The sequence below is a fragment of the Candidatus Protofrankia californiensis genome (assembly GCF_900634765.1).
GTDB classification, from domain to species: Bacteria; Actinomycetota; Actinomycetes; order Frankiales; family Frankiaceae; genus Protofrankia; species Protofrankia californiensis.
On record NZ_CAAAFT010000026.1, the window covers coordinates 19,807 to 22,415 of the forward strand.

The window sequence follows — 2,609 nt, forward strand, 5'->3', positions numbered from 1 at the left end:
TTCCCGGGGTTCCCGGGGTTCCCGGGGTTCCCGGGGTCCTCGGGTCCTCGGGTCGCTACAGGTCGGGTCCGGGCGTGGATGAGCGCATCGGCGCGAGCAGCCGCCAGATCACCTCGGCGGTGTCGAACCGTTTCGGACCGGTGACGGGTGGCCAGCCGTGGGCGACGCCGGGAAGCAGGAACTCCACGATCCGCTCGCCGGACGAACACGCCGTCTCCCGTTTGATCGCCGTGTACTTATCGCTGCTGGTCGACGCGGAGGGGGTCCCAGCCGTACGGCCGGCCGGAGTCCGTCGTGTGCGGCTGGTGGGATCTGCGGTCTGCGGGGCGTCCCGCGAAGTGTCCTGATCCGCACCGGGGCCGGTCGTATCCGTGACTTCGGCTCCGTCGAGGCCAACCGGCAGGCCGCCTGCGGTGTCCCCGATCGCAACACCATCACTGTTGGTCATCACAGTGTCCTGCGGTAGTGATGGTTCAGGGCAGCCGGCGCTGGCCCGGAAAGGCGACAGGCTTCGCCGCACCGACTGCAGGGGCGTTCCAAGAGCCTCGGACCAGGCGTCGCCGGTATAGGGAACGCGTTCGTCGAGCTGGCCGTGGATGGCCACCACGGTCACCGGTTTCGCCGGTGCGCAGTCGGCCACCTGCAGGCTGGCCGCGACCACCGCAATCCCGGCGATCTCGGCGGCATGCTCGCAGGCATAGCGATAGGCGATCATCCCGCCGTTGGAGAAACCGGTGAGCATCACCCGCTGTCGGTCGATCGGGTAGTGCTGCTCCAGATGCGAGATGAGCGCCCGTAGCCATCCGACGTCATCGACGTGTTCGGCCGCGGACTGTCCGCAGCAGGTGCCGGCGTCCCACGAGGCGTTCAGACCATCGGGGTAGGCCACGGCAAACCCCGCCCTGACCGCAAGCGCGTCGAAGCCCCACTGCGACTGCGGTTCCGTGCTGGTGTTGCGCAGGCTGTGCAGCGCGACGACGAGCGGAAAAGGCCGCGGGGTCGTGGCGGCCGGCAGGGTCAGGCGTAACTGCGTTGTGCGTCCTGATCGTTCGTAGGCGTCCGGCCCGGTTGTCGCGGTAGGCAGGGCGATCGTGACAGTGGTCGGCGAGGTGGTCGGCAGGACATGGGACTCGTACACGCTCCCGCATCCCGCAGCGCATAAGGCCAGGAGGGATGTGAACGCGACGGAGCGGGCCAGCAGGCTACGGCGGCGTGAGGACGGCGCCGCAGGCGCCACACGGGAAGACGGCACCACACGGATTTTGTCCTGTTAGCGACAGAAGCCCGTCACCGGTGCCGGCGTTGACTTCCTCGTATGGTGCGAGGTCTGCGCGTGATATCTGTTTCGCCGTCTCGACCGGTGAGAGGAATGACTCTCGCGGACGGTAAGGAGGCGGACGGTAGGGAACTGCTCGGGAAAGTGGATGGCGAGGGTGCCGTGGGTGAAGGCCGGCCCGTGGGAGGTCCCACAGGAGGCCCCGTGGGAGACGAGGTGCCTGCGGAGGGCTCCGGGTGGGGCGGATCCCCGGCAGGTTGTGCTCCGGTGGTGGATCCGAATGCCGGGGAACCCGGGTCGGCGCCGGAACCGGGCGCTGGACCGAGACCGGCGGTGGCGTTCGGGACCGTGTCCGTGATCGTGTTCCGCCCCGGAGCCGACCCCGGCCCCGGAGCGGGACCCGCGCCGTGCTGACCTGTCCGCACCACGCCCAGGCGCGGGCGTTGCGCCGGGTCCGGGGGAACGGTCCAGGTCGCTATGCTCGCTATGCCCTCAAGGTCCGTGTCCTGAAGGTCCGGCAGCGGTTGCAGGACCGCGGCGCGGTACTGCACAAACGCCTCCTGCGCGCGGCTCTCCAGGTTGTCGACCAGTTCGAGCTGCTCGCGGACGCGGCGTTCGCCGGCTGGTCCGGCTGCGAGAAGGTCCGACAGGCAGCGGTCGACGGCGCGACGGGCCTGCAGCCAGACGAGGAGCAGCCGGGAGCGCTCCAGGTCTGATGGCGTGTCCACCGAGATGTCTCCCCACTTCCCGCGTTCTACGCAAGTGGCCCTGTGGCCGCCGTTGGTTACGACTCTCTGTCGTACCAGAGTGCCTTACCCACACCCGTCGCGTGCGTCAGTTCGTGGAACGGGCCCGGGTACGTTGTGGCTGATCCGGACAGGTGTCACCCTCGCTGTGACTGTCGGTGCCGCGATCGGTGATGCCATCCGGTCCCACGCACAGCTGGGACGTCATGACATCCAACGGCTGAGACGTTGCGGGATGTCATGGTTGTCGGGCGGGTCCGGTGTGACCCTCTGGTTCGCCCGTCTCCTGGTGCGGGGGGAGCGGACCCGACGCAGTATCCGGCCGCCCACTGGTGCGGCTCGCCGCGCCCAGGTCGCTCACGGAGACCACCACCGGCTCCTCGGCTGCGGAGCGTGCCCGGTTGCCGCGCCACGTTGACCGGGCGGTGGTCAGCTCCTGTCCCCCGCGCTGCAGGATCTCCTCCCAACGTTGTTGCATGGGACGGATGAGTCCGCCGCCCACCCCCACGATTGTCACTCCGGTAACGGTCGCGAGCAGAGCGTAGAGCATCGGTGTTGTCACGGATGTGGCAAGGCCGATCTCGTCC

At 68.9% G+C, this 2,609-nt stretch carries 2 protein-coding genes and 1 pseudogene; 1 reads left to right on the forward strand and 2 read right to left on the reverse strand.

Features of this window, described 5'->3' with window-relative positions; translation table 11 throughout:
• Positions 1-55: 55 nt before the first annotated feature.
• Complete coding sequence (locus DD1DGNOD_RS01160; RefSeq protein WP_241251101.1) at positions 56-1,138, reverse strand: alpha/beta hydrolase family esterase; 1,083 nt, start codon at positions 1,136-1,138, stop codon at positions 56-58.
• A gap of 545 nt (positions 1,139-1,683) precedes the next feature.
• Between DD1DGNOD_RS01160 and DD1DGNOD_RS27615 the strand changes: the two genes are divergently transcribed.
• Positions 1,684-1,992 (forward strand): hypothetical protein, encoded by a 309-nt coding sequence (locus DD1DGNOD_RS27615; protein ID WP_206442869.1) that lies wholly within the window; start codon positions 1,684-1,686, stop codon positions 1,990-1,992.
• A 268-nt stretch (positions 1,993-2,260) separates the two neighbouring features.
• On the opposite strand, the pseudogene DD1DGNOD_RS26350 reads toward DD1DGNOD_RS27615, so the two are convergent.
• A pseudogene (locus tag DD1DGNOD_RS26350) lies at positions 2,261-2,609 on the reverse strand (mechanosensitive ion channel family protein); the annotation flags it as partial.